This window comes from Streptomyces rhizosphaerihabitans (genome assembly GCF_025399795.1).
Lineage (GTDB): Bacteria > Actinomycetota > Actinomycetes > Streptomycetales > Streptomycetaceae > Streptomyces > Streptomyces rhizosphaerihabitans.
On sequence record NZ_JAODTZ010000055.1, the window covers coordinates 62,462 to 72,253 of the forward strand.

6 protein-coding genes, 1 tRNA gene and 1 pseudogene are annotated in these 9,792 nt (G+C 72.7%); 3 read left to right on the forward strand and 5 right to left on the reverse strand.

What is annotated here, in order from left to right:
- Window positions 1-14 precede the first annotated feature (14 nt).
- The 3 genes from N4G66_RS37285 to N4G66_RS37295 all read left to right on the forward strand — a co-directional run bounded on the left by N4G66_RS37285 (window position 15) and on the right by N4G66_RS37295 (window position 2,181).
- The gene (locus N4G66_RS37285; RefSeq protein WP_261708737.1) at window positions 15-1,442 is read left to right on the forward strand and encodes a sensor histidine kinase; all 1,428 of its coding nucleotides are present in this window, start codon (window positions 15-17) and stop codon (window positions 1,440-1,442) included.
- Window positions 1,439-2,083, forward strand: a complete 645-nt coding sequence (locus tag N4G66_RS37290; protein ID WP_261708738.1) for a response regulator transcription factor — start codon at window positions 1,439-1,441, stop codon at window positions 2,081-2,083. Before N4G66_RS37285 ends, N4G66_RS37290 begins: the two co-directional genes overlap by 4 nt.
- Window positions 2,084-2,105: 22 nt before the next feature.
- Window positions 2,106-2,181 (forward strand) — tRNA-Gly (locus N4G66_RS37295).
- 124 nt (window positions 2,182-2,305) lie between these two features.
- Here the strand turns inward: N4G66_RS37295 and N4G66_RS37300 are convergent.
- The 5 genes and pseudogenes from N4G66_RS37300 to N4G66_RS37320 all read right to left on the reverse strand — a co-directional run.
- On the reverse strand, window positions 2,306-3,205 hold the full coding sequence (locus N4G66_RS37300; RefSeq protein WP_261708739.1) for a phosphoribosylaminoimidazolesuccinocarboxamide synthase: 900 nt from the start codon (window positions 3,203-3,205) through the stop codon (window positions 2,306-2,308).
- Window positions 3,206-3,337: 132 nt separating this feature from the next.
- Complete coding sequence (locus N4G66_RS37305) at window positions 3,338-4,867, reverse strand: N,N-dimethylformamidase beta subunit family domain-containing protein (RefSeq protein WP_261708740.1); 1,530 nt, start codon at window positions 4,865-4,867, stop codon at window positions 3,338-3,340.
- 195 nt (window positions 4,868-5,062) lie between these two features.
- On the reverse strand, window positions 5,063-6,910 hold the full coding sequence (locus tag N4G66_RS37310; RefSeq protein WP_261708744.1) for a hypothetical protein: 1,848 nt from the start codon (window positions 6,908-6,910) through the stop codon (window positions 5,063-5,065).
- Window positions 6,911-7,275: 365 nt separating this feature from the next.
- Entirely contained in the window at window positions 7,276-8,529 is a 1,254-nt protein-coding gene (gene purD, locus N4G66_RS37315; protein WP_261708741.1) for a phosphoribosylamine--glycine ligase, read from the reverse strand.
- A gap of 485 nt (window positions 8,530-9,014) precedes the next feature.
- Window positions 9,015-9,792 (reverse strand): annotated as a pseudogene (locus tag N4G66_RS37320) (DNA polymerase III subunit gamma and tau); the annotation flags it as partial.

The following is a 9,792-nucleotide window of genomic DNA, read 5'->3' on the forward strand; positions in this document are numbered from 1 at the left end:
AGGCGGGGGTGGGCATGAGCAGGCCGTCCGGCTGGTGGCGGGGCAAGAGCACACCGGCGAAGGTCGAGACGTACACACGGTGGTCGTTTCACTTCTTCGCCGTGATCGAAGCCTTCTCGATCGGGCTGCCCGTCTTCGGGAACGTGTCGACGGGACGGTCCTGGACGCTGTTCCTGCTGGTGTGCGGGCACTCCGTGTTCTGCGCGGTGACCGCCTCGCAGGCGCTGGACTGGACGCGCGGCACCCGGGAACAGCCCAGACGGACACTGCTCGCGCTGGCCGTGAGCACCTGCGCGGTGGCCGTCGTGGGGGCGCTCGTCTCGGGCACCCCCTGGCACCCGGCGAGCGACGGCGAGTACCTGGTCGCCTCCTCGGTGCTCGTCGGTGTCACCGCGTTCGGCACGGGCACGGTCGCACTCGGGACACGCGACACACGGCGGATGACGTACGCCGTGCTCGGCGCGGCCGCGGGTGCCGGGGCGCTCTCCCTGCCCCTCGGCTTCCCGGGCCCCGCCGCGCTGATCACCGCCGTCCTGGTCCTGCTGACCGCCGGATTCCTCACGTTCACCGCGGCCTTCTCCGTGTGGCTGCTGGGCGCCGTCTACGAACTCGACGAGGCCCGCGAGACCCGCGCCCGGCTCGCCGTCGCCGAGGAGCGGCTGCGCTTCGGCCGCGATCTGCACGACGTGATGGGCCGCAACCTCGCGGTGATCGCCCTCAAGAGCGAGCTCGCCGTACAGCTGGCCAGGCGTGGACGGGCCGAGGCCGTGGACCAGATGACCGAGGTGCAGCGGATCGCCCGGGAGTCCCAGCGGGAGGTGCGCGAGGTCGTACGCGGCTACCGCGATGCCGACCTGGCCAACGAACTGGTGGGCGCTCAGGGCGTGTTGACCGCGGCCGGCATCGACTGCGACATCACCGGCGCCGCCGCGGAGCTGCCCGCGCAGGTGCAGTCGGCACTCGGCTGGGTCGTCCGGGAGGCGACCACGAATGTGCTGCGGCACGGGGACGCCAGGAGGTGCGCGCTGTCCCTGCGGGTGACGGAGGAGCGGGTGACGCTCACCGTCGAGAACGACGGGGTGCCGGACGAGGCAGGACCGGGCCCCGGACCGGACGGTGACTCCGGGCAGCGGAGAGGGACCGGACTCGTGGGGCTGCGGGAGCGGTTGGGGGAGGTGGACGGGGTGCTGCGGGCCGGCGCGAGCGGCGGAGTGTTCCGGCTGGCGGCGGAGGTGCCGCTGCCGGCCTCGCCGGCCAGAGACAGGGACAGACACAGGGCCGGCCCCGGAGACGGCCCGGGACATCCCCCCGGGGACAGCCCGGGAGACGGACCCAGAAACGGACCCGGAGACAGGGACCCGGATTCGGGGAACGGTGAGAGGCGGCGGAAGTCGTCGTCGCCCTCCTCCGTTCCGCGTCAGGCGAGAGAGGCCACCCCATGACGTCCGTAGCGTCCGGCGCGTCGACGCCCGGGCCCCCCGTACGGCTGCTGCTCGCCGACGACGAGCATCTGATCCGGGGAGCACTGGCGGCGCTGCTCGGGCTGGAGGACGACCTGGTCGTGGTGGCCGAGGCGGCGACCGGACCGGAGGCGCTGGCGATGGCGGTGGCGCATGCGCCCGACGTCGCCGTCCTGGATCTTCAGATGCCGGGGGCGGACGGTGTGAGCGTGGCCACATCCCTGCGGGACGAACTGCCGGGCTGCCAGGTGCTGATCGTGACGAGTCACGGCCGGCCGGGGCATCTGAAGCGGGCACTTGCTGCGGGTGTGCGCGGGTTCGTCCCGAAGACCGTGAGTGCGCGCCGGCTTGCGGAGATCATCCGTACCGTGCACGCGGGAAACCGTTATGTGGACCCGGAGTTGGCCGCCGACGCGATCTCCGCCGGGGACTCGCCGCTGACCGCGCGCGAGGCCGAGGTACTCGAATTCGCCGCCGACGGGGCACCCGTGGCGGAGATCGCGGAGCGGGCCGCGCTGTCCCAGGGGACCGTACGGAACTACCTGTCGTCGGCCGCGTCCAAGCTGGGCGCGGAGAACCGACACGCCGCGGTGCGTCTCGCGCGGGAGCGAGGTTGGGTATAGTAGCTGTCGCACCACGGTGCACGCGGACGTAGCTCAGTTGGTAGAGCGCAACCTTGCCAAGGTTGAGGTCGCCAGTTCGAACCTGGTCGTCCGCTCCAAAAAAGAAGCCCCCGACCTCAGGTCGGGGGCTTCTTCGTGTGCTCCGGCCGGGGCGCGACATCCTTCGGGCTGTCCGGCTCGAGTGGCTGCCGGGCCCGGCCGGTGGCCGGGCCCGGGGCGGGGTCACGTCCAGCTGACGCCCGTCAGACGCTCGTACGCCTCGATGTACTTGGCGCGGGTGGCATCCACGACCCGCTCGGGCAGGGCGGGCGGCGGCTGCTCGCTCTTGCGGTCCCAGCCCGACTCCGCGGAGGTCAGCCAGTCGCGGACGTACTGCTTGTCGAAGGACGGCTGCGCGTGGCCCGGCTCCCACGCGTCGGCGGGCCAGAAGCGCGAGGAGTCCGGGGTCAGCACCTCGTCGGCGAGAACGAGCGTGTCGCCCTCGTAGCCGAACTCGAACTTGGTGTCCGCGAGGATGATGCCCCGGTCACGGGCGATGTCACGGGCGCGGCCGTAGACGGCGAGGGTCGCCTGGCGCAGCTCGGCGGCGGTGTCGGCGCCGACCTGACGGGCGACTTCTTCGTACGAGACGTTCTCGTCGTGCTCTCCGACCGCGGCCTTGGTGGCCGGGGTGAAGATCGGCGCGGGGAGTTCCGAGCCGTCGACGAGACCCTCGGGGAGCGCGAGGCCGCAGACCGTGCGGGACTCGTTGTACTCGACGAGGCCCGAGCCGGTCAGATAGCCGCGGGCGACGCACTCGACGGGAGCCATCCGCAGGGACTTGCAGATCAGGGTGCGGCCGGCCCAGTCGGCCGGGGCGCCCGGCGGGAGTTCGGTGCTCAGCACATGGTTGGGCGCCAGTTCGGAGAGCTGGTCGAACCACCACAGTGAGAGCTGGGTGAGTGTGCGGCCCTTGTCGGGGATCTCGGTGGGGAGAACCCAGTCGTAGGCGGAGATGCGGTCGCTGGCGACCATCACGAGGTCGCCCGCCTCGTTCTGGTACAGGTCGCGCACCTTGCCGGTGTGCAGATGTACCAGACCCGGCACCTGGAGGGGCTCGGGCTTTTCAACGAATCCGGACACGGTTCCTCCCCGTGGTTCTGTCCAAGTGGCTCGATTCTCCCGTATGGAGCGAGCGGGTTTGGACAGGGGGCTGATGAGCGGGTGCCCGCGCCCGTGGTGCGGGTGTGTCGCGAGGCTCCCGGCGGGGCTTCCTCAGTCGTGTTTGCAGATGCGGTCGAGGAGATTGGCGGTCGCCCGCTGGATACGGGGGTCCACGTGGCCGGGGCGGTCGAGGGCCGGGGACCACGCGAACGTTCCGGATGCGAAGACCAGGGCGCCGGACGGGGCCCGGTAGAGCGAGGTCTCCTGATGGCGGGGGATGCCCTCGCTGTCCGGGTACGGGGAGTGCGCGAGCAGGATCCGGGCCTGGTGCTCCGGCAGTGGCGTGCGCGGGAAGTAACGGTCCGCCTCACCGGCGACCATGCCCTCCACCTCGTCGCCGTCGTGCGTGCCGGTCGCCTCCCACAGCCAGTGGTCGGCGTTGCGCACGATCAGGGGGTGCGGCTCGGGGACCCGTCCCGCGTACTGGATGCCGATGAGCTGCTGCTCCGGGCGGTCGATCTCACGCCACAGGGCGGGCTTGCCCGGACCCCGGCGCTTTCGGCAGGTCAGCAGCCGGTCGGCGACGCCCGACGGGGACGGCCCCAACTCCACCTGCCAGTACATGGTGTTGGCGGAGAGGAAGACGAGCGAGGTGCCGTGTTCGCGGGCGAGTTCCGCGGTCCGGCGCATCTGCGGCGACCAGTACTCGTCGTGGCCCGGGAAGACCAGGCCGCGGTAGCGGGTGGGGTCGACGCGGCCGGCGTGCAGATCACGGGCGTCGGCGTAGGCGAGGTCGTAGCCGTAACGCTCCGCCCAGCGGATGAAGTCGTAGGCATGGCCCACATGGAGGGGAAGGCCGGCGCCCGCGTACGGGCGGTCGAACGAGACGGTCGTCGCGGCGTCGGCCTCGCCGAGCAGCCGGCCGTTCTCGTCCCACGCGTGATAGAGGCTGGCGCCGGTGTGGCCGTCCTCCGGGTACAGGTTGTACGCCTGCCAGGTGATGTCCGGGAGCAGCAGGAGCAGGTCGGCCGTCTGGCGGTTGCGGACGGTGAAGGGAACGTGGGAGCGGTAGCCGTCGACGGTGGTGAGGACGGCGACATAGGCGCCGACGCTCCAGTAGGACGGAATCTGCAGACGCCAGGACAGCCACCAGTGATGGCAGGAGACCGTGCGGTCGGCGGTGAGCGGCGGCGGCTGGACGATGCCGGAGAGCCGGGGGCTCGTGGTGATCTTGCTGGCGCCGTCGCCGCCGTAGTGGCCGATGCGGTAGATGTCGACGCTGAACTCCTGCGGCGGGTCCACCGTGACATGGAAGTCGATGGACTCACCGGGAGCGGCGGCACCCGTGGTGGTGAAGCCCTTGATCTGGCGGTGGACGTCGTCCGCGGAGCGGGGACCTCCGGGGCCGGTGCGCGCGCGGGTGCCGGAGGTGGATCGCGGAGCCGGGATCCGGGAGGCGCCGGTCGCCGGGTGGGGCACCTGGGGCACGTCGGTGTCCAAGTACCAGGGGACGACATGGCCGGTGTCGTCGAAATAGGTCTCACTGCCGCGGAGCCAGGGAACGGGGCCCTGGCCGAAGGGATCCGTGACGGCGTGCGCGAGTGCTCCCGACTCCCAGCGGCGGATCTGCTCCGATGCCATGCCTGCTCCCCTCCCTCGTGCCCCCGTCGTACTGGTAAGCCCTTGCGCTGTGCGCGATCGGTCCCAGCACATCACATAACGCACGCAGTCCGTCACCGTTCGTCGCGAATTGACGGGAGTGGAACGGGTGGCTCCGCCTGGGCTGAGCCGACCATGCGTGGGTGGGGCCGGGTGGGGCCGGCCGTCGGACGGTCGTCAGACCAGGCGGACCGGTTTCTCCGGGCGGACGCCGAGATGGCGGAGCCAGTCCCGCAGGGGAGTGGGGTCCCCGGTCTCTATCAGGGTGAGGACCCGGGGGCCGAGGTCGGCGGCCCGTTCACCGGCGACGAGGAGGGACGGGCCGTCCAGCCAGTCGAGTCCGGGGGCCGCCCCCGCGGTGTCCATCGCGGCGCAGCAGACCATGGCGGTGACATGGTCGGCCAGCAGCTCACGACCGGTCCTGGGTGGCTGGAGGGGGAACAGCGGAAGCATCCGGTCGTCCCAGAGGGCGTGGTCGGGGCCCTGCTGCTCGGCACCCCCGGCGGGCTGGGGCGCCGCCGGGGCGGACGCCTCCTCGCGGGCCACTTCCGCGGTGAGCCCGGCCGCGAGGGCTGCCGACCGTTCGTTCCCCACGGCGAGGTCCGGATCGTCGCTCTCTGCGATCCCCATCTCCCCGTACGCGTCCGTGCGGTGGACCGCGAGGGCGGCCCCCGGGTCCGGGTCCGGGGCAGGAGTGGCTCCCGGCGGTGCGGACAGGTGATCCAGCACGCGTGCCAGGGTCGGTCCGTCCGCCTCGGGCAGCGCGGGGTCGGCGGGGTGCCGGACGCCGAGCGCGTCCAGGACACGGTGGAGGCGGGCCGCGTCGATGCGCCACTTACGGTCGACGACCTCGTCCGGATAATCCTGCCAGTCGACCGGTGCCCAGTCGGGGCCGGCCTCGGCGGGACCGCCGTGGAAGAGCCGGGCGGCGAGCAGCGAGGCCGCCTCGTCCACGGTGCCGGGCTCTTCGAGCAGGTCGCAGGCCGGGCGTTCACCGAGACGGGAGGTGAAGCCCTCGGCAAGCCGGTCGCGGCGGGACAGTTCGGTCAGCGCGGCGACGACACCGACGTCCAGCCGGGAGGGCCAGCGGCCCATCCGCCAGGCGGGCAGCGCGACGCGGGTCAGCAGGCGGTCCCAGCCCGCGTACGCCAGACCCACCTGCTCCTGGGCGACGATCCGCACGCCGTAGTCCACAGCCTGTGCGCGCTCGGCCGCCGCGGACGCCACTCCCCGCTCCATCTCGGCCGCGTGGACCCGGCAGCTGCGCAGCAGGAGACGGGTCACCGAGCCCACACCGGCCAGGACCGTACGGGACAGCGGGCCACGGCCGGGGGCCGAGGCCACGGCCACGGCCGCGTCCAGACCCCGGACGAAACGGCGGGCCGCGGCTATGTCCGGGTGTGCCGACGGGCCCGTACCGGCGACGACCGGGGCGAGGACCGCCCGCAGCTCGCCGACCCGCATCCACCACAGGAAGGGGGAACCGATGACGAGGACGGGAGCGGCAAGAACCCGGCGGGCGCGGTTCGCCAGCGCGGGGACCGGGCGGCCTCCGACCAGACTTCCGCGCCGGCCGTCCGCGCCGGCCGGTTCGTCCGTGCCGCCCGACGAGAACCGGCCGTGCGCCCGGTGGGTGCGGTCCTCCAGCCAGCTGTCGCAGTCGGGCGTGAGCGCTATCGCCGAGGGGGCCGGAACGTCGAGACGGTCGGCCAGGTCACGGACCATCCGATAGAGATCGGGGGCCGACTCCTCGGAGATCGGGACCGTGGGGCTCATCGCGGGCCGGGCTCGGGCCACGACGAGCGCGATGCCCGCCGCCGCGAGAAGGACGACAACGGCGAGGACCGTCACGATCCACCGCGCGATCCCCCAGGGCTCGCCGGTCATACGGCCGGTGGAGCCACCGACGAGCAGCACGACGGCCACGGCCGCAGGCAGCAGGGCGACGGCCAGCGCCCTGCTGCGGATGCGCAGCACAGCGAGAGCCCGGGAGCGCGCGGTCTGCGCGCCCACCTCCACACCCATACCGGTCACGACCGGACGTCACCCCCTATTGTCCGCCGGGCACCGGCCTTGTCACTGCCGGTGCCGACGGATGCCCTGGTGTTGGTCACTCCCCCACTGTGGCACCCGCCGCCGACATCGCAATGCCGGTGGGCCAAGTGCCGGAATGCTTTCGCCGCACCATAGTTGGGGCCCCGGCCGTCGTCAGCCGGATAGGCCATCGGTCACTCGATGGAATGGCTCTGGGGAAAGCTGGATGACGGTGGGCCCCGGGCCGACCCCCGGTTCCGTACAGAAAACCGCAGGTGGAGGGGCCGGGCGCAACACGACAAAGCCCCGGATTCCGTACGGAATCCGGGGCCCGGTGATGCTATGGGGGTCTGCGGCTACGCCTCGGCCGCCGCCTTCGCCGCGATGTCCGTGCGGTGCTGCGAACCCTCCAGACCGATGCGGGCGACCGCCGCGTAGGCACGCTCGCGGGCCTCGATGAGACCTGATCCGATCGCTGTGACGGACAGCACACGGCCGCCCGCGCTCACCACCGCTCCGCCCTCGTTCCGGGTGCCGGCGTGCAGGACGTACGCGTGCGGGGCGTCCTCGGCGGCCACCGCGTCGAGCCCGGTGATCGGGTCGCCGGTGCGCGGGGTGTCCGGGTAGTTGTACGAGGCCACGACCACGGTGACCGCCGCGTTCTCGCTCCAGCGCAGCGGCTCCAGATCGGCGAGGGTGCCGTTCGCGGACGCCAGCAGGACACCGGCGAGAGGGGTCTTCAGCCGGGCGAGGACCACCTGGGTCTCGGGGTCGCCGAAGCGGGCGTTGAACTCGATGACCCGCACGCCACGGCTGGTGATCGCCAGACCGGCGTACAGAAGTCCGGAGAACGGCGTGCCGCGGCGGCGCAGTTCGTCGACGGTCGGCTGGAGGACGGTCTCCATGACCTCCTCGACGAGCTTCGGGTCCGCCCAGGGCAGCGGCGAGTACGCGCCCATGCCGCCGGTGTTCGGGCCCTCGTCGCCGTCCAGCGCGCGCTTGAAGTCCTGGGCGGGCTGGAGCGGGACGACGGTCGTGCCGTCGGTGATCGCGAAGAGGGAGACCTCGGGACCGTCGAGGAACTCCTCGATGACCACGCGGTCGCAGGCGTTCGCGTGCGCACGCGCTGCCTCGAGGTCGTCGGTCACGACGACGCCCTTGCCGGCCGCCAGTCCGTCGTCCTTCACGACGTACGGCGCTCCGAACGCGTCGAGCGCCTCCTCGACCTCCTCAGGCGTCGCACAGACGTACGAGCGCGCCGTGGGGACGCCGGCACCCGCCATCACGTCTTTCGCGAACGCCTTGGAGCCCTCCAGCTGCGCGGCCTCCCCGGAGGGGCCGAAGCAGGGGATGCCCGCCGCGCGCACGGCGTCGGCGACGCCGGCGACCAGCGGGGCCTCCGGGCCCACGATCACCAGCTCGGCGCCGAGCTCCGTGGCCAGCGCGGCCACGGCGGCGCCGTCGAGGGCGTCGACCGCGTGCAGTTCCGCCACCTCCGCGATCCCGGCGTTCCCGGGAGCGCAGTGCAGGGCGGTGACGTCGGGGTCGAGGGACAGGGAGCGGCACAGGGCGTGTTCGCGGGCGCCACCACCGATGACAAGGACCTTCACGGGGTCAGCCTAACCGCCGCACGAGGGTGCCCTTGTGGGGGCTTCCGAAGCGGAGGGGGTACGACGCTGGTGCGATCCTCCAAGAAACGGCGTCCCAGGTGCGTCGGGGGCGTCACCGAGAGGTGCCTCTGAGTCGCTTCCGAGGCAGCCCGGTCACTACGGGCACGTCGCTCCTGGAGGCCGAGAGCCCCGGCCCGGGATGCTCTTGGACGCGAGGGGCCGTGCCCCGAGGGCGGCTCCTGGAACGGCTGATGCCGACACCGGACAGCCCTCCCGAAACCCGCGCGAGCAGCGGTCCGAGTGTCCGAGCGGCACGGGAAGCAACGAGAACCCGTCTGCCGAAGGCGCTGTCCCAGGCTCAGACAAACGAAGGCGCCACCCGAGGCTCCGATGAGCCGGGAGGCGACGCCCGAGACTCCGATGAACCGAGAGGCCGCGTCCGAGACTCCGCAGAACGCGGGAGGCGACGCCCGAGGCCGGGCCTCTCACTCGTTCGAGATCTCCTCGATCACCGTTGCCCCGAGCTCGCGGACGATCAGGTCGTGACCCGAGAGCGCGGACTCGTCCAGGTCGGGGTCGTCGTCCTCCGGGGTGTCGTCCTCGGGGGCGACCGGCGGCGGATCGTATGCCGGGGCCGACGCGGGCGCGGACATGCCCTGGCCCTGACCGCGGCCGGCGGACGGGCCGGACTGCGGGGCCGAGGGCCCGGAGGCCGGAGCGGACGACTGCTGGGGTGCGGGGCGCTGGCCGGCCGGAGCTCCGCCGTAACCACCACCGGCGCCTCCGCCGCCACCGCCGTAACCGCCGCTTCCGCCGCCGTAACCGCCTCCGCCGCCGAACCCGCCGCCCGCCGGAGCGGTAGGCGGTGCCGAGCCGCCCGAGGCGTCCACGATCGCCTCGATCTTCCACTGCACGTTGAACTGCTCGGCGAGCGCCTGCCGCAGCACGTCCTCGCTGCCGCTGCTCGCGAAGTTGTCCCGCGCCCCGGCGTTGACGAAGCCGATCTGCAGGGTCGTACCGTCGAAAGCCGTGACCTGCGCGTTCTGGCTGAGCAGGATCCAGGTGAACCGGCGGCGGTTCTTCACCGCCTCGAGGATGTTCGGCCACAGCATGCGGGGGTCGAGACCGCCCGCGGCCGGTGGCGCCGCCGGAGCGGGAGCCTGGGGTGCTCCGTGAGCGGCAGGGGGTGCGGGGGTGGCGGCGGGTGCCGGAGCGGACTGCGCCGGAGCCTGCCCGCTTCCCGCGGGCGTCGCCGTGGGCCAG